Origin of the sequence: Streptomyces sp. NPDC101219, from assembly GCF_044767675.1 — a bacterium.
In the GTDB taxonomy this organism is placed as follows: domain Bacteria; phylum Actinomycetota; class Actinomycetes; order Streptomycetales; family Streptomycetaceae; genus Streptomyces.
Genome location: NZ_JBIWOK010000006.1, coordinates 334,109 through 353,035 on the forward strand (window position 1 = coordinate 334,109; position 18,927 = coordinate 353,035).

General features: G+C 72.6%; 16 protein-coding genes. 7 read left to right on the forward strand and 9 right to left on the reverse strand.

What is annotated here, in order from left to right; all coding sequences use genetic code 11:
- Nucleotides 1-252 precede the first annotated feature (252 nt).
- Nucleotides 253-2,784: an ATP-binding protein gene (locus ACIRPP_RS14545; RefSeq protein WP_403641856.1), complete on the forward strand. Its 2,532-nt coding sequence runs from the start codon at nucleotides 253-255 to the stop codon at nucleotides 2,782-2,784.
- 85 nt (nucleotides 2,785-2,869) lie between these two features.
- Here the strand turns inward: ACIRPP_RS14545 and nucS are convergent, their stop codons facing one another.
- Nucleotides 2,870-3,541, reverse strand: a complete 672-nt coding sequence (gene nucS, locus ACIRPP_RS14550) for an endonuclease NucS (protein ID WP_164344214.1) — start codon at nucleotides 3,539-3,541, stop codon at nucleotides 2,870-2,872.
- A gap of 312 nt (nucleotides 3,542-3,853) precedes the next feature.
- Between nucS and ACIRPP_RS14555 the strand changes: the two genes are divergently transcribed.
- Nucleotides 3,854-4,246 (forward strand): SCO5389 family protein, encoded by a 393-nt coding sequence (locus ACIRPP_RS14555; RefSeq protein WP_164336165.1) that lies wholly within the window; start codon nucleotides 3,854-3,856, stop codon nucleotides 4,244-4,246.
- An 84-nt stretch (nucleotides 4,247-4,330) separates the two neighbouring features.
- Here the strand turns inward: ACIRPP_RS14555 and ACIRPP_RS14560 are convergent, their stop codons facing one another.
- Nucleotides 4,331-5,359, reverse strand: a complete 1,029-nt coding sequence (locus tag ACIRPP_RS14560; protein WP_403641859.1) for an LLM class flavin-dependent oxidoreductase — start codon at nucleotides 5,357-5,359, stop codon at nucleotides 4,331-4,333.
- Between the two features lie 240 nt (nucleotides 5,360-5,599).
- On the opposite strand from ACIRPP_RS14560, the gene ACIRPP_RS14565 reads away from it, so the two are divergent.
- The 3 genes from ACIRPP_RS14565 (at nucleotide 5,600) to ACIRPP_RS14575 (ending at nucleotide 6,713) form a co-directional block, all read left to right on the forward strand.
- Nucleotides 5,600-5,932 carry an ATP/GTP-binding protein gene (locus ACIRPP_RS14565; protein ID WP_403641862.1) on the forward strand — a complete coding sequence of 111 codons (333 nt, stop codon included), beginning with the start codon at nucleotides 5,600-5,602 and terminating at the stop codon, nucleotides 5,930-5,932.
- An 89-nt stretch (nucleotides 5,933-6,021) separates the two neighbouring features.
- Complete coding sequence (locus ACIRPP_RS14570) at nucleotides 6,022-6,324, forward strand: ArsR/SmtB family transcription factor (RefSeq protein ID WP_403641865.1); 303 nt, start codon at nucleotides 6,022-6,024, stop codon at nucleotides 6,322-6,324.
- Nucleotides 6,321-6,713 carry a VOC family protein gene (locus ACIRPP_RS14575; RefSeq protein WP_403641867.1) on the forward strand — a complete coding sequence of 131 codons (393 nt, stop codon included), beginning with the start codon at nucleotides 6,321-6,323 and terminating at the stop codon, nucleotides 6,711-6,713. Before ACIRPP_RS14570 ends, ACIRPP_RS14575 begins: the two co-directional genes overlap by 4 nt.
- Nucleotides 6,714-6,726: 13 nt before the next feature.
- Here ACIRPP_RS14575 and ACIRPP_RS14580 read toward each other — a convergent pair whose 3' ends face one another.
- The 7 genes from ACIRPP_RS14580 to mce form a co-directional block, all read right to left on the reverse strand.
- Nucleotides 6,727-7,614 (reverse strand): ABC transporter permease, encoded by an 888-nt coding sequence (locus tag ACIRPP_RS14580; protein ID WP_403641870.1) that lies wholly within the window; start codon nucleotides 7,612-7,614, stop codon nucleotides 6,727-6,729.
- Nucleotides 7,611-8,771, reverse strand: a complete 1,161-nt coding sequence (locus ACIRPP_RS14585; RefSeq protein ID WP_403641873.1) for an ABC transporter ATP-binding protein — start codon at nucleotides 8,769-8,771, stop codon at nucleotides 7,611-7,613. Before ACIRPP_RS14585 ends, ACIRPP_RS14580 begins: the two co-directional genes overlap by 4 nt.
- A gap of 122 nt (nucleotides 8,772-8,893) precedes the next feature.
- Nucleotides 8,894-9,664, reverse strand: coding sequence for an ABC transporter permease (locus ACIRPP_RS14590; RefSeq protein WP_403641876.1), 771 nt, complete (start codon nucleotides 9,662-9,664; stop codon nucleotides 8,894-8,896).
- Between the two features lie 2 nt (nucleotides 9,665-9,666).
- The gene (locus tag ACIRPP_RS14595; RefSeq protein ID WP_403641878.1) at nucleotides 9,667-10,635 is read right to left on the reverse strand and encodes an ABC transporter ATP-binding protein; all 969 of its coding nucleotides are present in this window, start codon (nucleotides 10,633-10,635) and stop codon (nucleotides 9,667-9,669) included.
- 84 nt (nucleotides 10,636-10,719) lie between these two features.
- Nucleotides 10,720-11,658, reverse strand: a complete 939-nt coding sequence (locus ACIRPP_RS14600; RefSeq protein WP_164338878.1) for a cellulose-binding protein — start codon at nucleotides 11,656-11,658, stop codon at nucleotides 10,720-10,722.
- A 216-nt stretch (nucleotides 11,659-11,874) separates the two neighbouring features.
- Nucleotides 11,875-15,753 carry a polarized growth protein Scy gene (gene scy / locus ACIRPP_RS14605; protein WP_403641881.1) on the reverse strand — a complete coding sequence of 1,293 codons (3,879 nt, stop codon included), beginning with the start codon at nucleotides 15,751-15,753 and terminating at the stop codon, nucleotides 11,875-11,877.
- A gap of 230 nt (nucleotides 15,754-15,983) precedes the next feature.
- Nucleotides 15,984-16,424 carry a methylmalonyl-CoA epimerase gene (mce, locus tag ACIRPP_RS14610; protein WP_164335145.1) on the reverse strand — a complete coding sequence of 147 codons (441 nt, stop codon included), beginning with the start codon at nucleotides 16,422-16,424 and terminating at the stop codon, nucleotides 15,984-15,986.
- A 149-nt stretch (nucleotides 16,425-16,573) separates the two neighbouring features.
- Between mce and ACIRPP_RS14615 the strand changes: the two genes are divergently transcribed.
- Both ACIRPP_RS14615 and meaB read left to right on the forward strand, forming a co-directional pair.
- Nucleotides 16,574-17,788: an acetyl-CoA C-acetyltransferase gene (locus ACIRPP_RS14615; RefSeq protein ID WP_164335148.1), complete on the forward strand. Its 1,215-nt coding sequence runs from the start codon at nucleotides 16,574-16,576 to the stop codon at nucleotides 17,786-17,788.
- 45 nt (nucleotides 17,789-17,833) lie between these two features.
- Nucleotides 17,834-18,790 (forward strand): methylmalonyl Co-A mutase-associated GTPase MeaB, encoded by a 957-nt coding sequence (gene meaB / locus ACIRPP_RS14620; RefSeq protein ID WP_403641885.1) that lies wholly within the window; start codon nucleotides 17,834-17,836, stop codon nucleotides 18,788-18,790.
- Nucleotides 18,791-18,927: the final 137 nt, after the last annotated feature.

The following is an 18,927-nucleotide window of genomic DNA, read 5'->3' on the forward strand; positions in this document are numbered from 1 at the left end:
GCGCCCTCCGGGTGACCGGCGGAGACCGGGCCGGCCTCGGCGAACCGTGCGACGCGCGCACAATCCTCACGAGACCGTGACGTCATGGACGGCGCGGTACCCCGGACTGTCGTACATACTGAGCGAAGGTTTAGGGTTCGGCTGCCCGCTGCCAAGCAACCCTCGAGCGGGCCCGGACCAGAAGCGACAGCGGGTGTGCGACGAGGCCGGGGAGGGCTTCCAGCACACGACGCTTTTGGGGGGCTAGGACCTATGGACCCGAACAACACGGGACCCGAGGAGTACGGCCACGACGGCACCGGCCACCCGCCGCGCCAGCGCCCTCCCAGGGAATCCCTCACATCGGACTTCGGCCAGCCCGCGCTCGCGCGCACGGTGCAGCTGGTCTCCGGCGACTTCCTGCTCACCGTCAACCCGGTCGACGGCAGCGAGATCGAGCCGTGCCCGCCCGCCGAACGGCCCGGCCGCCCGGTCAAGCTGGACGCCGCGGGCCGCGCCGAGATCGAACGCGCCGCCCGGCCGCCCGTCCCGCCCGGCCCAACGCGGCCCGCCCCGCCGCTGCTGGCCCGCCAGGACGAGCGCGAACAGCTGGTCCGGCTGCTCGCCCGCGGCCGCTCCGTGCGCCTCACCGGCCCCGGCGGCTCCGGCCGCACCCGGCTGCTCGACATCGTCGCCGACGACTGCGCCGACCTCGCCCCCGACGGCGTCGTCCGGCTCAACGGCCTCGGCCGCAGCGTCGACGACCTCCTCCACGACCTCTTCCACGCCGTCTACAGCGCCCCGCTGCACCGGCCGGAACGGGACGAACTGCTCGCCTGCGTGCGGGAGATCGGCGCCGTCGTCGTCGTGGACGACCTGGAGGCCGGCGGTACGGCCCTCGACGCGCTGCTGGACGCCTGCCCCGAGTGCGCCTTCCTGTTCGGCGCGACCCCCGCCGTGCCCGCCCCGTCCGCCGAGTCGGGCGTCGAAGAGGTCGCGCTGTCCGGACTCGACCGCGCGGCCGGACTCGACCTGCTCGGTCACGTCGTCGGACGCCGCCTCACCGAGGACGAGTCGAACTGGGCCGGGGACCTGTGGTTCGAGTCCGAGGGCCTGCCCCTGCGCTTCGTCCAGGCCGGTGCCCTGCTGCGCCAGCGGGACCGGCTGCGGGCCGGCGCCGGTGCCGTCGACGAGTTCGGCGTCTTCGAGGACGCCCGCCCCGACGACGTCCCCCCGGAGGCCGCCGCCGACGCCGACGAGGTGCCGCTGCCCGCGCTCGGCGAGGCCGCCGCGCCCGCCCCGCTGCTCGCCTCCCGGCTCAGCGCCTCCGCCCGCGCCACCCTGCGCTTCGCGGTGGCCCTCGGCGGCGAACTGCCGCACCAGGCCCACCTGCCCGCCCTGGTGGGCGACACCCACGCCGACGCCGCGCTGGGCGAGCTGGCCGCCTGCGGGCTGGTCTCTCCGGTCGGCGCCCGCTACCGGCTCGCCGCCGGAGTGATGGCCCAGCTGGAGGCCGCCGGGTACGCCGACGGCCTCCAGGTCCAGGCCCGCACCGCCGGCCAGCACTACGCCTGGTGGGCCGGACACCCCTCGGTGACCCCGGAGCGGGTCTGCGCCGAATCCGACGCGCTGCTCGCCGCGCTCGGCGTCCTGGCCCCGCAGACCACCGCCGTCACCGAGGGCGAGCCGAGCGCCGCCGTGCAGCTGGCCCGCACCGCGGCGCCCGCCTTCGCCGCCGGACTGCACTGGAGCGCCTGGGAGCGGGCGCTGCGCTCCGGCGCCGAGGCCGCCCGGCTCGCCGGGGACGTGGCGGAGGAGGCCTACTTCCACCACGAGCTGGGCGTGCACGCCCTGTGCGCCGGACAGCTCGACCGGGCCCGCACCGAACTGGAGGCGTCCATCGGCCTGCGCGGCGCGCTCGCCGACAAGCGCGGCACCGTCGCCGGCCGCCGCGCCCTGGCCCTGGTCGCCGACCGCTCCGGCATCCCGATGGCCCTCCCGCCGCTCGCCGAGGTGCCGGACGTCCGGTCCGAGGAGCCCGCCGCACCCCCGCGCGGGGCGCCCGCGGCCTTCCCGGAACTGAGGCCGCCCGCGGACACCGCCCTGGTGATCAGCCGCACCGGGACGACGCCCACGGTCGCCTCGCCGTCCCCGGCGAAGGCCGGTGGCGGTCTGAAGGGCCTGGCCCGGCGCAACCTGGTGGCGACCGGCGCGGGCGCGCTGCTCGTCGCCGTGCTCGGGACGGTGGTCACCCTCGGCGCCACGTCCGGCAACGACGCCGGGACCCCGTCGGAGAACGTCGGCGTGAACCCCTCGGCCAGCCAGGGCGTCGACGACGACAGCCTGGGCGCCGACCGTGCGGGCCAGGAGGGCGACACCGGCACGGCCACCAGCCGGCCGACCGACCCCGGCCCCGACGGCACCTTCGGCACCTCGGACGACCCGACGCCCACCGAGAGCGGGTCGGCGCGGCCGTCGGACGGTGCGAGCGGCACCGGCAAGCCCGTTGACCCGACGTCGACGTCGACGAAGCCGCCGTCGTCCACCCGGCCGCCGTCCTCCACGAAGCCGCCGACGAGCAACAAGCCGACGGACCCCACCACCCCGACCACGCCGACCGACCCGTCGACCGAGCCGGAGCCGACGCCACCGACGCCCACGGACACCGAGGAGCCCCCGCCGCCGTCGACGAGCGACAGCGCCAGCGGCCCCGCCCCGTCCTCACCGGTGCAGAGCAGCAGTTCGGCGAGCGCCCCGGAGACCGGTGACACGGGCACGCCCGGCGATCCGGACACGGTGATCTGACACCCCGCCCGCGGGTGCGGAATGTACGAAGGGCCGGATCCCCCGCGGGGATCCGGCCCTTCGCGCACGGCGCGGGCGCCGTCGCTCAGAACAGGCGCAGCTTGTCGTCGTCGATGCCGCGCAGCGCGTCGTAGTCCAGGACCTGGCAGCCGATGCCCCGGTCCGTGGCGAGCACCCGGGCCTGCGGCTTGATCTCCTGGGCGGCGAAGATGCCGCGCACCGGCGCGAGATGGGGATCGCGGTTCAACAGCTCCAGGTACCGGGTGAGTTGTTCCACCCCGTCGATCTCGCCGCGGCGCTTGATCTCCACCGCGACGGTCTGCCCGTCGGCGTCCCGGCACAGGATGTCGACAGGACCGATGGCGGTCATGTACTCGCGCCGGATGAGGGTGTAGCCCTCGCCGAGGGTCTCGATACGGTCGGCGAGCAGCTCCTGAAGGTGTGCTTCCACGCCGTCCTTGATCAGACCGGGGTCCACCCCCAGTTCGTGCGAGGAGTCGTGCAGGATCTCCTCCATCGTGATGATGAGCTTCTCGCCCGCCTTGTTGACGACGGTCCAGACCCCCTCCTCCGCTCCGGTCCCCTCCTTCAACGTGCAGGGGGGCGACATCCAGTTCAGGGGCTTGTAGGCCCGGTCGTCGGCGTGGATGGAGACGCTGCCGTCCGCCTTGACCAGGATCAGGCGGGGCGCCGGGGGGAGGTGGGCGGTGAGCCGCCCGGCGTAGTCCACGGAGCAACGGGCAATGACGAGACGCATGGTCGGCAACGCTACTCGACCGGCCCGCCCCGATGCGATTCGCCCGGGAACAGGTCCCGGATTCAAGGACCGCACAGGGCCCGTGGGACCCACCTGGCACGTCCTGAATCTCCTGGAAACCACGGTTTCGTCGATGGCCGATTACCGGCCCACAGGTTGTTCCGCATCCGGCTGTTCGCCTGGTGCGGGCCCGATCGGTTGCTTACGGTAGTGAACGGGAGGTCGCGAGACGTGTACGCAGCGTGTCCGATATCGCGAACTCCCTTATCTGTCAGGCAACCCCTGCTCGACGGGGGTGCGAGAGGAGAACCCATGTCGCTCGACGTCTCACCGGCCCTACTCGAACAGGCCGAGCGAGGCGAGGTCGACGAAGCCGCCTTCGTCGACTGCGTCCGGACCTCCCTGCCGTATGCGTGGGAGATGATCAGCTCCCTGGTGGCCCAGCTGAAGGTCGACGGCGGAGTGTTCGCCGACAACCAGACGCCTCCGCCGGACGAGCAGGCACGCGGTCAGCTGCTGCGTGCACTCGCGAGTGACGCGATACGTGGCGCGCTGCAGCGGCACTTCGGTGTCCGGCTGGCCTTCCAGAACTGCCACCGGGTGGCGGTGTTCCCGCTCGACTCCTCGGTCGACGAGACGCTCGCGCGCTTCACCTCCATCCGCGGTCAGTTGCTGAACCAGTCACCGGAGCTGCGCGACTGCTGATGCGCCCCCGTCCTTCGCTTGCCGCTCCGTACGCGGGAGGTGCGGTCTGTACCGGGGCGGCAAGCCCATGGGTCCCCGGCTCGCTCAGGCGAGCTGGGGGAGCACGTCGCTGCCGAGCCGCCGTACGTTCTCCTCGGTCGCGGCGAGGTCGCCGGAACCCTCGACGAGCAGTGCGAAGCGGGAGATGCCGGTGCGCTCGCCGGTCGCGGCGAGCCGGTCGGCGCACAGCCGCGGCGTGCCCACCGGGTGCAGCCCGCAGAGCAGTTCGGTGTACGCGAGCGGGTCGCGCATCTGCCGCTGCCGCCCGTCCACGGTCACATGGGCCTCGAGCCCCTGGCGGAGCCAGCCCGGCATCGCCTTGGTCAGGGTCTCCACCGCGTCCGAGCGCCGGTCGGCGATCTGGCAGACCCCGGCGGAGACGTGGGCGGCCTCGTGGATCTCCTCGGCCGGACGGCCCGAGGCGCGCGCGTGCCGCCGCCACAGGGCGACCATCTCGGCCTTCTCCTCGTCCCCGACGTGCATGCCCAGCAGCATCGGCAGACCCCGCTCGGCGGCCAGCCGCACACTCGCGGGCGAGGTGCACGCGACGACGACCTCGGGGCCGCCGCCCGGAGTGAGGGACTCCGACGGGCGCGGCACGACGGGCACTTCACGGAACCGGAAGCGCTCGCCGTCCGCGTCGACCCGCGGTTCGCGCAGCCAGCGCATCAGCAGATCGAGTGATTCGGGGAAGCCCTGCTCGTACGCCTCCAGGCCGGACCCGAACACCTCCAGGTCGACCCAGGGGCCGCCGCGCCCCACGCCCAGCGAGAAGCGGCCGCCGCTGGTGAGATGCAGCAGCGCCGCCTGCTCGCCGAGGGCCACGGGGTGGGCGGTGGGCAGCACGCTGACCGCCGTGCCGACCCGCAGCCGGCGGGTGCGGCCGAGCAGGAGGGCGGCCAGGGTCACGGCCGACGGGCAGGTGCCGTAGGGGACGAAGTGGTGCTCGGCCAGCCAGACCGAGTCGAGCCCCGCCTCCTCGGACACCTCCGCCGAGCGGACCGCACGGTGCAGTGCCTCCCCTTCGCCCTGCCCAGGGAACTGGGCGGCCAGTACGAAACTTCCAACGCGCATTGCTTTCCTGCTTCCTTGGCTCCGACACGGAGCTCCCCCACACGGCATAACCGTCTGACACGTGCCGAGGACACGGCCGGGCGGGGGATTTTCCGGATTGTCTGCAGAATGGACCGTCGGGAAGGGGTTCGGAGCCGCCCCGGAGGCGACGTGGGGGGACCGGTCGCGTCCGTGTACCCGGGGTCCCGCCGCGTACGCTGGACGGGTCGCTGCACCCTGTATAGCCCCGTGAGGTGTCCCTTGTCCCCGCGTCGCAACCGACCCAAGGGAGCCGGTTCCGCCGGCCGCAGTGCCGAGGGCGACCGCTCCGGCCGCTACGGCGGCTGGCAGTCCACGGAGAGCTGGCAGGGCGAGGAGTGGAGCGTACGGCACGTGGCCGGAGCCAGCGTCCACGGCAAGGCCTACCGCTGCCCCGGCTGCGACCAGTTGATCCCGGACGGCGTGCCGCACCTGGTGGCGTGGCCGGAGCACTCCGGCGTCGACGAGCGCCGGCACTGGCACAAGGCGTGCTGGAACGCGCGCGACCGCCGGACCACACGCGTGCAGCGGTCCCGCAACGCGCCGAGGTTCTGACGCCCTCCGGCCCGCCCGGCCGGCGGCCGGGCGCGCGTGCGCCGCTCCCCGGCTTGATAGGCAAGTGAAGACTTGCCTATGGTGGGGGTGTGGCCGACGACGAACTGTTCAAAGCCCTGGCCGACCCCACGCGCCGCACGATCCTCGACGAGCTCGCGGAGCAGTCCGGCCAGACCCTGTTCGAGATCTGCTCGCGCCTGGCCATGAAGCACGGGCTCGGCATCTCCCGCCAGGGCGTCTCCCAGCACCTCGCCGTGCTGGAGGCGGCGGGACTCGTCAGGACCAGGCGGGAGGGACGCTACAAGTTCCACGACCTGGACACGGCCCCGCTGCGGCGGATCACCGAACGCTGGCCCCCCACCGACCCGACCGGACCGGAGAACACCCCATGAAGATCCATCTCACCAGTGTCTTCGTCGACGACCAGGCCGCGGCCCTGCGCTTCTACACGGAGGTGCTCGGCTTCGTGAAGAAGCACGACGTCCCCGTGGGCGAGCAGGACCGCTGGCTGACCGTCGTCTCGCCCGAGGCCCCCGAGGGCCCCGAACTCCTGCTGGAGCCCCTCGGCCACCCGGCCGCCCGGACCTACCGCGACGCGCTCGTCGCCGACGGCATCCCGCTCGCCCAGTTCGCGGTCGACGACGTCCGCGCGGAGTACGAGCGGCTGCGCGGCCTCGGCGTCCGCTTCACCCAGGACCCGCTGGAGATGGGCCCCGTCACCACCGCCGTCCTCGACGACACCTGCGGCAACCTGATCCAGCTCGCCTCGCAGCAGCAGTAGCCCGAGCGGTCCCTCAGACGTCCCGGCTGTCGAGCAGCGCGAAGGCGCCGCCCAGGGTCACACCCGTCAGACCGATCATGATCCACAGCGGGTCCCAGCCGGACGGGCCGGAGTCGCTGAGGGAGTTGGAGTAGAAGATGCTCAGCTGATTCGGGATGGAGTACTGGAACAGCGCCTGCTGCACGTCCTGGAGCGAGGACGAGAACATGAACAGGGCGATCACCAGCGGGGCCAGCAGCAGACCGATCATGATCGTGATGGCGCCCGCCGAGTGCCGGATGAGCGAGCCGACCGCCAGCGAGAGGGTGCCCAGCAGCGCCAGGTAGAGCGAGATGCCCACCGTGCCCTTCAGCCACTCCTCGCCGGAGGGCGCCCGGGCGCCGCTGCCCTCCAGCATCGCCACGTGCAGCAGCGCGACGAGCGAGACGGAGACCAGCGTCACCACGAAGGCCACCAGGAAGAACACCACGGCCTTCGCCGCCAGGACCCGCGCCCGCGCGGGACAGGCGACCATCGTGGTGCGGATCATGCCGGTGCCGTACTCGGACGCCGTGGTCAGCACGCCCAGCGTGATGATGCACATGCTGCCCAGCAGCAGCCCGAAGAGGCCGAGACCCATCGGGCTCTCCCCGTTCAGGTCCGCGTCCGCGGTCAGCACGAGGAGTCCGGCCAGCGTGCCGATGCCGACGACCAGCAGCACGAACACGCCCAGCGTCCACATCGTGGAGCGCACCGACCTGATCTTCGTCCACTCGGAGGCCAGCGCGTGCCCGAGGTGGGTGCGCACGACCGGGATCGGCGAGGTGTAACGGGGGTACTCCCCGTCGGCACCGGGGGCCACGGGAGCGGACGTCGGGCCGTGGCCGGGGTCCTGCTCGGTCGGGGTCTGCGGCGTGCTCATCGGGCGTCCTCGGGCTTGGTCAGGTCGGGAGCGGCGGGGGCTGCGGGAGCCTCGGCGGACGGGCCCGCCGGAGCCGGGGCCCCGGGGTGCTGTGCCGCGCCCTGTGACGCACCCGCGAAGGGCTCCTCGCCCGGCCGGGGCGGCGGCGGGGCGTACCAGCCGGGCTGACCCTGGCCGGGCACCGGCATCGGCGGTTGCGCGCCCGGCGGCAGCGGCTCCCGGAAGCCCTCCTTCTGGTCCGTGGTGGAGCGGTAGTCGACGGCGCTCTGCGTCATCCGCATGTACGCCTCCTCCAGCGACGCCTGGTGCGGCGACAGCTCCCACAGGCGCACGTCCGAGGCGTGGGCGAGGTCGCTGATGCGGGGGAGCGGCAGCCCGGTCACCCGCAGCGCGCCGTCCGGCTCGGGCAGCACCTGGCCGCCGGCCTCGGTGAGCGCGGCCCACAGCTTCTCGCGCGCCTGCGGCTCGGTGTCGGGCGTGCGGACCCGCGCGAAGTCCGCCGAGTTCGCGGAGATGAAGTCCGTCACGCTCATGTCGGCGAGCAGCTGACCGCGGCCGATGACGATGAGGTGGTCGGCGGTCAGCGCCATCTCGCTCATCAGGTGCGAGGAGACGAAGACCGTGCGGCCCTCCGCCGCCAGCGCCTTCATCAGGTTGCGCACCCACAGGATGCCCTCGGGGTCGAGGCCGTTGACCGGTTCGTCGAACAGCAGCACCTCGGGGTCGCCGAGCAGGGCAGCGGCGATGCCCAGCCGCTGCCCCATGCCCAGGGAGAAGCCCTGGGACCGCTTCCGGGCCACCTCGTGCAGGCCGACCACGCCCAGCACCTCGTCGACCCGGCGGGCCGGGATGCCGGAGAGCTGGGCGAGGCTCAGCAGGTGGTTGCGGGCGGTGCGCCCGCCGTGCACGGCCTTGGCGTCCAGCAGCGCGCCCACCTGCCGGGCCGCGTTGGGCAGCCTGCGGTACGGGTAGCCCCCGATGGTGACGTGGCCGGCGGTGGGGTTGTCCAGGCCGAGGATCATGCGCATGGTCGTCGACTTGCCCGAGCCGTTGGGACCCAGGAAGCCGGTGACGGCCCCCGGCCGCACCTGGAACGAGAGGTCGTACACAGCGGTCTTCGCGCCGTACTGCTTGGTCAGGCCGACAGCCTCGATCATGCTCCGCACCCATCGAAGGTTCTGGACAGCGGGGCACACGCCCCCGTAAGGGTTAGGAGGATATCCAGGCGCTCACGGTTCCGCTAAAAGCGAGGTAAAACCGGCGCCCGGCTCCCCGCCCCCTAGGCGTCGCGCTTCTTCAGCACCGCGTAGCCGCCCAGGACCGCCGCCAGCACCCACAGCGCCATGATCCCCAGACCGCCCCACGGCCCGTACGGGGTGTCGTCGTCGAGCGGCGGCACCACCTGCAGGATCTTGCTGCCGGCCTGGTCGGGCAGGTACTGGCCGACCTTCTTCGTCGCGTCGACGTTGCCCAGGATGTTGGAGATCAGGAAGAAGAACGGCATCAGGATGCCCAGCGACAGCATCGGCGAGCGCAGCATCGCGGCCACGCCCATCGAGAACAGGGCGATCAGCGTCATGTAGAGGCCGCCGCCGATCACCGCCCGCAGCACCCCTTCGTCCCCGAGGGACGCCTTGTGCTCGCCGAGCATGGCCTGCCCGAGGAAGAAGGTGGCGAAGCTGGTCGCCATGCCGACCACCAGGGCCAGCGCGGTGGCCACCCCGAGCTTGCTGAACAGGAACGTGGCGCGTTGCGGCACCGCCGCCAGCGAGGTGCGGATCATGCCGGTGCTGTACTCGTTCGACACCACCAGGACCCCGAACACGATCATCGCGAGCTGGCCGAGACCCATCCCGGCGAAGCTGATGAACGTGGGGTCGAAGGCGAGCCGGTCCCGTTCGCTGAGGTTGTCGAACTCGCTCTTCGACAGCGCCGAGATCAGCATGCCCAGGGCGATGGTGACGACCACCGCCAGGGAGAGCGTCCACACCGTGGACGCCACCGACCGGATCTTCGTCCACTCGGAGCGGACGACCTGTCCTGCCGCCATGATCAGCCCTTCTTCTTCCAGTCGTCGCCCCACTGCTGCTGTTGCTGCGGTGCGGGGGCGGGCGGGCCGGAGTGCGCGTGGTACTCCACCGATTCCGCGGTCAGTTGCATGAAGGCCTCCTCCAGGGACGCCTGTTGCGGGCTCAGCTCGTGCAGCACGATCTGGTGCCGGGCGGCCAGCTCACCGATCTGCTCGGCCTTGCTGCCGTCCACCTCCAGGACCCCGCTGCCGCTCTCCACGGCGGTGATCCCGGCCTCGTGGAAGGCGTCCAGGAGCTGCTCCCGCTGCGGGCTGCGCACCCGGACGTAGGAGCGGGAGTTGCGCTGGATGAAGTCGGCCATGGACGTGTCGGCGAGCAGCCGGCCCTGTCCGATGACGACGAGGTGGTCGGCGGTCAGCGCCATCTCGCTCATCAGGTGCGAGGAGACGAAGACCGTGCGGCCCTGCTGCGCGAGGGACTTCATCAGCATGCGGATCCAGTGGATGCCCTCGGGGTCGAGGCCGTTGACCGGCTCGTCGAACATCAGGATCCGCGGGTCGCCCAGGAGCGCGCCGGCGATGCCGAGCCGCTGGCCCATGCCGAGCGAGAAGCCCTTGGCCTTCTTCTTCGCCACCGCCGTCAGACCGACCGTGTCCAGCACCTCGTGCACCCGCTGCCGCGGGATGCCGTTGCTCTGCGCCAGGCACAGCAGGTGGTTGAAGGCGGTGCGGCCGCCGTGCAGCGCCTTCGCGTCCAGCAGCGCCCCCACCGACTTCAGCGGGTCCTTCAGCTGGTCGTACCGCTTGCCTTCGATGCGCACATCCCCGGCCGTGGGCCGGTCCAGGCCCAGCACCATGCGCATCGTGGTGGTCTTCCCGGCCCCGTTGGGTCCCAGGAAGCCCGTGACGATGCCGGGTTGCACCGTGAAGGTCAGATTGTTGACCGCCACCTTCTCGCCGTACCGCTTGGTCAGCCCCTCGAGCTCGATCATGACGCCACGCTAGAGGGCGACGAAGCCCTCTGCCACCTCGGGGGCAGAGGGCTTCGAAGGTTTCAGCCGTTGTGTACCGGTCTGTTACCGGGACTGCTGGGCCGGCACCCCGCGGGAGATCGGCTCGTCCTCCGTGGCGGGCGCGCCCGTCGCGGCCACCGCGGCACCCGTGAGCGTCGCCAGCATCTCGCGGACGTTGGTCAGCTGGGCGTTGATGGAGTCGCGACGGTTGGTCAGAGCGGCGAGCTCGCGCTCGGATTCCGAACGGATCCGGTCGGCCTTGGCGTTGGCGTCCGCCACGATGTCCTCGGCCTGGCGCTGCGCGGTCTCCACCGTCTGGCGGGCCCGGCGCTCGGCGTCGGTGCGCAGCTTCTCGGCCTCCAGCCGCAGCTGCTCCGCGCGGTGCTCGATCTCGGCGAGACGCTTCTCGGCCTTGGCCTGACGGGACGCCAGGTCCCGCTCGGACTGCTCGCGGCGCTTGGCGAGATTCGTCTCGAAGTCGGCGGCGGCCTGCGCGGCCTTGGCGCGGGTCTCCTCGAAGAGGGCGTCGGCCTCCTCGCGCTTGGACTGCGCGTCCTTCTGCGCCTCGGTACGCAGCTGGGACGCCTCGCCCTGGGCCTTCTCGACGATCCGGACGCCCTCGTCCTCGGCCTTGGCCTTGCGCTCGGCCGCGTACGACTCGGCGTCGTTGCGGACCTGCTGGGCGGCCGACTCGGCGAGCTCGCGGTGCTGCTCGGCGGCGCGGCGGGCCTCCTCGCGCAGGTCCTTCGCCTCTTCCTCGGCGAGGCGCAGGATCTTCTCGACCCGGGCGCCGAGACCGGCGTACGACGGCTCGGCGTCGTTGACCTGGGCCTGGGCGTTCTGGGTCTCGAGGTGGAGCTCCTCGATGCGCTTTTCCAGAGCGGTGATGCGGGCGAGAGCGCTGTCACGGTCGGAGACGAGCTTGGAGATACGTTCGTCCACCTGAGCGCGGTCGTATCCACGCCGCACAAGCTCGAAGCCGTAGGGGGAAGTGTCGCTCATGGGGTTCCTGTCGAATGAGACCGGTGAGGTGATAGGGGGAATCCTAGGCGCCGAAGCGGTGTGTCATCGAGCGGATGCACGTTTGATACGGAGAATGACACCCCTTTTGAGTGGCTGACGGTCGGAAGGCTTGCCAAAGCCATGGGCAGAACCCCTCCGGCGGGAGGGGTTTGCCCGGTTTGACGGTGGTCCGGCGGCGGTCCGACTGTCCGGTGGCTAGGAGTCGGACGACTTGGCGCCGGACCGGGCGCCCGCGGCGGCCGCCGCCTTCACACCGTTGTCCTTGCCGCCGCCCGGCGCCTCGAAGGACTCCAGGGCCTCCAGGACGTCCTGCACGCGGGAGATCTCGGCGTTGATGTCCTCGCGGCGCCGCACCAGGACCTCCAGCTCCCGCTTGCCCTCCTCGACGGTGCGCCGCGCCTCGCGGATCGCCTCGGCCTTCAGTTCCTCGGCCTCCTTGACCAGCGCGGCCTTCTTCTGCTCGGCCTCCTTCAGCAGGCCCTCGGCCTTCTTCACGGCGGCGATGCGCACCTTGCCGGCCTCCGAGTTCGCCTCCGAGACGATCTCCTTGGCCTTCGCCTCGGCCTTGGCCAGCTGCTCCTCGGCGGCCTTGATGAGCGCGTCGCACCGGTCACCGGTCGACTTCATCGTCTCGGCCGCCTCCCGCCGGGCCCGCTCGTGCAGCTCCTCGATCTCGCCGGTGATGCGGTCGCGGAGCTCCTCGGCCCGCTCCCTTATCTGCGTCGCGTCCCGCCGTGTCCCGGCGAGCAGCTCGTCGGCGTCCGTACGGGCCTTCTCCACCAGCGAGTTGCCCTCGACGGTGGCCTCGGAGACCAGCCGCTCGGCCTCGCTGCGGGCCGCGCCGACCATCGTGTCGGCCTGGGCCTCCGCCTCGGCCGTCGTCTTCTGCGCCTGCTGCTGAGCCTCCGTCAGCAGCTTGTCCGCCTCCGCGGTGGTCTCCGTGATGAGCGTGTCGACCTGCTCGGCGGCCTCCGAGCGCTTCCGGTTGGCCTCCTTGCGCGCCTCGTCCAGCGCCCGCTCGGCCTCCTGGCGCGCGGACGCCACCAGCCGCTCGGCCGCCGCCTCGGCGTCGGCCCGGGTCTGCTCCGCCTCCGCCCGCAGCCGCTCCGCGTGCTGCTGCGCCGAACCGACCGTCTCGGCAGCCTCCGCCCGCAGCCGCTCCGCGTCGCCCGTCGCATCCGCGATGAGCTTCTCCGCCTTGGCGACCGACTCGGCCCGCACCCGCTCCGCCTCGGCGACCGTCTCCGTGCGCAGCCGGTCGGTCTCCGTGATGGTGTCGGCGGTGAGCTTCTCCGCCTCGTTGCGCGCCTCGGTGATGAGGGTGTCCGCCTGCGTCGCCGCCTCCGAACGGATGCGGTTGGCGTCCTCCCGGGCCTCCGCCCGGGTGCGCGAGGCGCTCTGCTCCGCCTCGGCGATGGCGTCCGACGCCTCGGTGCGCACCCGCTGGGCGTGGTCGGCGACCTCGGCCCGGATGCGGTCCGCCTCGGTGATGGCCTCGGACACCGTCCGCTCGGCGAGCGACTTGGCGGCCTCGGTCTCCTCCCGGGCCTCCTGGCGCAGCCGTCCGGCGTCCTCGCTCGCCCGCTCCCGCTCCGCGTAGGCGTCGGAGCGGACCCGGTCGGCCTCCTCCCCGGCCTCCCGCCGGGTGCGCTCCGCCGCGTGCTCGGCGGCGCTGCGCAGCCCGGTGATCTCCTCCTGCGCCTGCTCGTGCAGCCCGGCCACGGAGTCCCGCACCTGCTGGGCGTGCTGCTCGGCGGCCGACACCATCTCCGTGGCGCGCCGGTCCGCCTCCTCGACCAGGCGCACGGCCTCGGCCTGCGCCTCCTCCACGCGCGTGCGCGCCGAGGCGAGCAGCTCCTCGCTCTGCTCGCGCGCCCGCTCCCGCTCCCGGCCGGCCTCCTCGCGGGCGGCGCCCAGGAGTTCCTCGGCCTCCCGGCGGCGGCGGGCCGCCTCCTCCTGCGCGGCGGCCAGCGTCTCCGACGCCTCGGTGGCCAGCCGCTCGGCCGCGGCCTGCGCCTCGGCCCGCATCCGGTCGGCGCTCTCCTGCGCCTCGGTCTTCAGCCGCTCCGCCTCCGCCGCGGCCTCCGACCGCAGCCGCAGGGCGACCGCCTCGCCCTCCGCGCGGGACGCCGACGCGTCCGAGGCGGCCTCGTCGCGCAGCCGCTCGGCCTCCGTCTCCGCCTGCTGCTGGAGCGCGCGGATCCGTTCGGCGGCCTCCGACCGCAGCCGCTCGCCCTCCTCGGCCGCCTCCCGGCGGATCCGGGCCGCCTCCTCGCGGGCGTCGCTCAGTGCCTCCTCGGCGGCGGCGAGCCGCTCCTCGGCCTCCGTGCGCAGCCGCTTCAGGTCCTCGGCGGCCTCCGCGTGCCGGGCCGCGACGGCCCGGTCGGCCTCCTCGCGCAGCTCGCGCGCGGCACGCTCGGCGTCCGCCGTGAGCGCCTCGGCCTGCTCGACCGCCTCCGCGCGGTGCCGCTCGGCCTCCTTGCGGGTGCGCTCCAGCGTCTCCTCGGCCTGCCGGCGCAGCGTGGTGGCGCGCTCGATGGCCTCGGTGCGGACCTTCTCGCTGTCCGTCTGCGCGGTGGAGCGCAGCTCGTCGGCGTCCGCCTTCGCCTTGGCCAGGAGCTCCTCGGCGGACTTCGCCGCCTCCTCGATCTGCGCCACGGCCTCCTTGCGGGCCTCCGCGCGGATCTTCTCGCCCTCGGCGACCGCGTCGGCGCGCAGCTGCTCGGCCTCGCCGCGCAGCCGGCGGGCCTCCTCCTGCAGCTCGACCGTCTTGGCGCGGTACTCCTTGGTGTCGTCCTTGGCCGCACCCTTGAGCTGCTCGGAGATGTCCTGCGCCTCGGCGCGCAGCCGGTCCGCCTCGGCCTCGGCCTCCTTGCGGATCCGCTCGGCCTCCTCGGCGGCGGCCCGGGTGGTCTTCTTGGCCTCCTCGGACGCCTTGTTCAGCACGTCCTCGGCGGTCCGGGCGGCCTTGGACAGCTGGGTCGCGGACTCCTCCGCGGTCAGCGTCCTGGCCTTCTCGGCCGCCTCGGCGACGATCTTCTCGGCCTCGGCGCGGGCGTCCGCACGGAGCTGCTCGGCCTCCGCCTTGGTGGCCTCCGCCTCCTTGGTCGCCTCGCTGACCAGCCGGGCGACCTGCTCCTTGGCGGTGCGGGTACGGGTCTCGTTGGCGGCCTCGGCGGAGCTGAGCGCCTTGGCGGCCGATTCCTTGGCCTCGGCGAGCACCTTCTCGGCCTCGCTCCGCGCCTCGCGCAGCGCGGCCTCGGCCTCGGTCATCCGCTCCTCGGCGGCCTTGGCCAGCTCCTGCGCCTCACGGCGCGCCGACTCCGACTCGGAGGCGGTCGACGTCCGCAGCTGCTCGGCGTGGTCGGTGGCCTCCTGCGCCTGGGTGGACGCGGCGTTCAGCAGCCGTTCGGCGTCCGCGCGGGCGCGGCGCAGCAGCTGTTCGGCCTCCGCGCGGGCCGCCTCGGCCTCGCTCTGCAGCCGCTGGCGGGCCTCGGTGGTCAGCCGCTCCGCCTCGGCGCGGGCGGCCGCCATCGCCTGGTCGGCCTCGGCGCGGGATTCCTCCAGCAGCCGGCGGGCCTGCTGCTCGGTGCGGGCGCGCAGCTGCTCGGCCCACGCCACGTTCTCGTTGACGTGGGACTCGACGGTCTGGCGGCGCTCCGCCAGCTCCTGGTCGAGCTGCTGGCGCCGGGTCACCGCCTCCTGGTGCAGCTCCGCCTGGAGCCGGGCCGCCTGCTCCGCGTGCTCCTGGAGGATGCGCTGGGTCTGCGCGCGGGCCTGGCTCAGCTCCCGCTCGGCGTCGGCGCGCAGCTGGTCGGCCTGGACCTGCGCATTGCGCAGCAGCTGCTCCGCCTGATAGCCGATGTCACCGCCGTCGTAGGCGGGGCGGGACATGATGGTGCGCCGCGCCTCGTGCAGCTTGGCGCGCAGCACCTCGACCTGGTAGCCGAGGTCATCGGCGTGCTGGATCGCCTTTTCCCGCTCGGTCTTGAGCCGTTTCATCTCGGCTTCGAACCGAGAGAGGTGGTCGACGTCAGCCGCCGGCTCTCGCTCCTGGCTCTCGTAGCCCCGCACTGCGCGGTCCCATCCGTCCCCTGGTCGCAAGTCTGGCCGAGCCCCGTCCATCCGCCGGACGGGGCCCCCGGGGAATGGTGTCAGATCATTGGGGGAGCATGGGCTGCTGCCCCGGCGCTCTCCCCCCGAAACCCGGACCCCGGTGGTCCTGACGTGCTCGACGGCAGGACCTGGTCACCCTGGATCGAGCGGCGACCGCACCCAACCCTACCGGCCCTTATGTACGTGGGTCAGTGCTCAGGTGACTCAACTGGTGCCGAAGTGACCAGTTCTGTCAGTACGCCATGGCAGTCCTTGGGGTGCAGGAAGGTGATGCGTGACCCCATGGAGCCGCGCCGGGGCTCTTCGTACAGAACGCGTACGCCCTTGTCCTTGATGTCGGCCGCGTCCGCGTCCACATCCGCCGTACCGAAAGCGATGTGGTGGACGCCCTCGCCGTTCTTCGCGAGCCACTTGGCGACGGTGGAGTCCTCCCGGGTCGGCTCCAGCAGCTGGAGGTAGGAGGCACCGCCGTCCGAGGTGTCGTTGATCTTGAGCATGGCCTCGCGCACGCCCTGCTCCTCGTTGACCTCCGAGTGGAACACCTCGAAGCCGTAGGTGGCCCGGTAGAACTCGACGGTCCGGTCCAGGTCGAAGCAGGCGATCCCGATGTGGTCGATTCGCGTCAGCATGGATTCAGTGGAGCGCCCCGCGCGTGGTTACGCAACGTGCGCGCGATCACACCGTAAGCCCGATGACGCGGTCGGCCGCGCCTCAGTACATTCGAAGTAAACCCTCGTTCACTCCTCGGCTGTGCAGGCCGGTAAGGGGATCGCCGCTCATGTCTTCTGCATCTTCCGCACCGAACGGCACGACGTCCGTCATCGTCGCGGGCGCCCGCACCCCCATGGGGCGGCTGCTCGGCTCGCTGAAGTCCTTCTCCGGAGCCGACCTCGGAGGCTTCGCGATCAAGGCCGCCCTCGACCGTGCGGGGATCGGCGGCGACCAGGTCCAGTACGTGATCATGGGCCAGGTGCTCCAGGCCGGGGCGGGGCAGATCCCGGCACGCCAGGCGGCCGTCAAGGCCGGCATCCCGATGAACGTGCCCGCGCTCACCATCAACAAGGTGTGCCTCTCCGGCCTCGACGCCATCGCGCTGGCCGACCAGCTGATCCGCGCCGGTGAGTTCGACGTGGTCGTCGCGGGCGGCCAGGAGTCCATGACCAACGCCCCCCACCTGCTGCCGAAGTCCCGCGAGGGCTTCAAGTACGGTGCGGTCCAGATGATCGACGCGATGGCCCACGACGGCCTGACCGACTCCTTCGAGAACATCGCCATGGGCGAGTCCACGGAGAAGCACAACACCCGCCTCGGCATCGCCCGCCCCGAGCAGGACGAGATCGCCGCTCTGTCCCACCAGCGCGCCGCCGCCGCCCAGAAGAACGGCGTCTTCGACGCCGAGATCACCCCGGTGGAGATCCCGCAGCGCAAGGGCGACCCGGTGCTGTTCAGCAAGGACGAGGGCATCCGCGGCGACACCACCGCCGAGTCCCTCGGCAAGCTGCGCCCGGCCTTCGCCAAGGACGGCACCATCACCGCCGGCTCCTCCTCGCAGATCTCGGACGGTGCCGCGGCCGTCGTCGTGATGAGCAAGGCCAAGGCGCAGGAGCTCGGCCTGGAGTGGATCGCCGAGATCGGCGCCCACGGCAATGTGGCCGGCCCCGACAACTCGCTGCAGTCGCAGCCGTCCAACGCGATCCGCCACGCCCTCAAGAAGGAGGGCCTGGAGGTGTCCGACCTCGACCTCATCGAGATCAACGAGGCGTTCGCCGCCGTCGCCGTGCAGTCAATGAAGGACCTCGGCGTGTCCACGGAAAAGGTGAACGTCAACGGTGGTGCCATCGCGCTGGGTCACCCGATCGGGATGTCCGGGGCGCGGCTGGTGCTGCACCTGGCGCTGGAGCTGAAGCGGCGCGGCGGCGGGGTCGGCGCGGCGGCGCTGTGCGGCGGCGGCGGCCAGGGTGACGCGCTGATCGTGCGGGTACCCGGGGCCTGAGCCGGGGAAAGTGGTTGCAGGTCGTCTTTCGCGAACGGAGCTGTGATGCAGGACGTCTCCACTCTGGTGGCCCAGGCCAGGGAGGGCAGGCCCCGGGCCGTGGCCCGGCTGATCTCCCTGGTGGAGGGGGCGTCCCCGCAGCTCAGGGAGGTCATGGCGGCGCTGGCCCCGCTGACCGGCAACGCCTACGTGGTCGGCCTCACCGGCTCGCCCGGCGTCGGCAAGTCGACCTCCACCTCGGCGCTGGTCACCGCGTACCGCAAACAGGGCCGGCGGGTCGGTGTCCTGGCCGTCGACCCCTCCTCGCCGTTCTCCGGGGGCGCCCTGCTCGGTGACCGCGTCCGGATGTCGGAGCACGCCTCCGACCCGGGCGTCTACATCCGCTCCATGGCCACCCGAGGCCACCTGGGCGGCCTCGCCTGGGCCGCGCCGCAGGCCATCCGCGTGCTGGACGCGGCGGGCTGCGACGTCGTCCTGGTGGAGACGGTCGGGGTCGGCCAGTCGGAGGTGGAGATCGCCTCCCAGGCCGACACCTCGGTGGTGCTGCTGGCCCCCGGCATGGGCGACGGCATCCAGGCGGCGAAGGCCGGGATCCTGGAGATCGGCGACGTCTACGTGGTCAACAAGGCCGACCGGGACGGCGCGGACGCCACCGCCCGGGAGCTGAACCACATGCTGGGCCTGGGCGAGGCCCGCAAGCCCGGCGACTGGCGTCCGCCGATCGTCAAGACCGTCGCCTCGCGGGCCGAAGGCGTCGACGAGGTGGTCGAGGCGCTGGAGAAGCACCGCGCGTGGATGGAGGAGCGGGGCGTTCTGGCCGAGCGCCGGCTGGCCCGGGCCGCCCGCGAGGTCGAGACCATCGCGGTCACGGCCCTGCGGGAGCGCATCGGCGATCTGCACGGCGACCGCCGTCTGGGCTCCCTGGCGGAGCGCGTCGGCGCCGGCGAGCTGGACCCGTACCGCGCGGCGGACGAACTGGTGGCGAGCCTCACCGAGGGCTGAGCGGCCGGTCGCGGCACACGTGAGGGGCGGGGGGGGGGGGTGCCCCCCCCCCCCCCCCACCCCAACAAACAAAAAACAAAAGGTCCGAAGATAACGCCAGCCCACCACGACCATCGAGGACGACGCGTGTGAGGCCC

Excerpts from the sequence above, each read along its gene's own strand:
- ACIRPP_RS14545 (WP_403641856.1), top strand. The coding sequence starts at position 253 with ATGGACCCGAACAACACGGGACCCGAGGAGTACGGCCACGACGGCACC.
- nucS (WP_164344214.1), bottom strand. The coding sequence starts at position 3,541 with ATGCGTCTCGTCATTGCCCGTTGCTCCGTGGACTACGCCGGGCGGCTC.
- ACIRPP_RS14555 (WP_164336165.1), top strand. The coding sequence starts at position 3,854 with ATGTCGCTCGACGTCTCACCGGCCCTACTCGAACAGGCCGAGCGAGGC.
- ACIRPP_RS14560 (WP_403641859.1), bottom strand. The coding sequence starts at position 5,359 with ATGCGCGTTGGAAGTTTCGTACTGGCCGCCCAGTTCCCTGGGCAGGGC.
- ACIRPP_RS14575 (WP_403641867.1), top strand. The coding sequence starts at position 6,321 with ATGAAGATCCATCTCACCAGTGTCTTCGTCGACGACCAGGCCGCGGCC.
- ACIRPP_RS14580 (WP_403641870.1), bottom strand. The coding sequence starts at position 7,614 with ATGAGCACGCCGCAGACCCCGACCGAGCAGGACCCCGGCCACGGCCCG.
- ACIRPP_RS14585 (WP_403641873.1), bottom strand. The coding sequence starts at position 8,771 with ATGATCGAGGCTGTCGGCCTGACCAAGCAGTACGGCGCGAAGACCGCT.
- ACIRPP_RS14590 (WP_403641876.1), bottom strand. The coding sequence starts at position 9,664 with ATGGCGGCAGGACAGGTCGTCCGCTCCGAGTGGACGAAGATCCGGTCG.
- ACIRPP_RS14595 (WP_403641878.1), bottom strand. The coding sequence starts at position 10,635 with ATGATCGAGCTCGAGGGGCTGACCAAGCGGTACGGCGAGAAGGTGGCG.
- ACIRPP_RS14600 (WP_164338878.1), bottom strand. The coding sequence starts at position 11,658 with ATGAGCGACACTTCCCCCTACGGCTTCGAGCTTGTGCGGCGTGGATAC.
- mce (WP_164335145.1), bottom strand. The coding sequence starts at position 16,424 with ATGCTGACGCGAATCGACCACATCGGGATCGCCTGCTTCGACCTGGAC.
- ACIRPP_RS14615 (WP_164335148.1), top strand. The coding sequence starts at position 16,574 with ATGTCTTCTGCATCTTCCGCACCGAACGGCACGACGTCCGTCATCGTC.
- meaB (WP_403641885.1), top strand. The coding sequence starts at position 17,834 with ATGCAGGACGTCTCCACTCTGGTGGCCCAGGCCAGGGAGGGCAGGCCC.